The following is a 336-nucleotide window of genomic DNA, read 5'->3' as shown; positions in this document are numbered from 1 at the left end:
GGCGACTATTAGGAGTAACTATGATAGGTAATAAATTGGTAGTTGCATTTGGGTTATTTTTTTTACCTGCCAGTGTGTCTTATGCAGAAGAAATTGACGTGTCCAATATCAGAATTGCTGATAGCCACACCCTATCAACTTTGCGAGGTGGATTTAAGCTAAGCAATGATTATGTCATTGATATAGGCATCAGCATCACAGCTGCTGTGAATGGCAAAAACATCTATCAAAACACTATAGCCAACTTAGTGTTTAGAAACGGCACTCTAACTGCGGAGTCTGTTCCAAGTGGCGACAATAACCTTCCAGAAACTCCCAACCTAGTGAGTGTAGTCC

At 40.8% G+C, this 336-nt stretch carries 1 pseudogene; it reads left to right on the top strand.

Going from position 1 to position 336, the window contains the following annotated elements:
- Positions 1-20: 20 nt before the first annotated feature.
- Positions 21-336 (top strand): annotated as a pseudogene (locus AB4585_RS27180) (hypothetical protein); the annotation flags it as partial.

It is taken from the genome of Vibrio sp. 10N.222.49.C9 (assembly GCF_041474985.1).
Taxonomy (GTDB): Bacteria; Pseudomonadota; Gammaproteobacteria; order Enterobacterales; family Vibrionaceae; genus Vibrio; species Vibrio crassostreae_C.
This window is presented reverse-complemented; position numbering and strand designations above follow the sequence as displayed.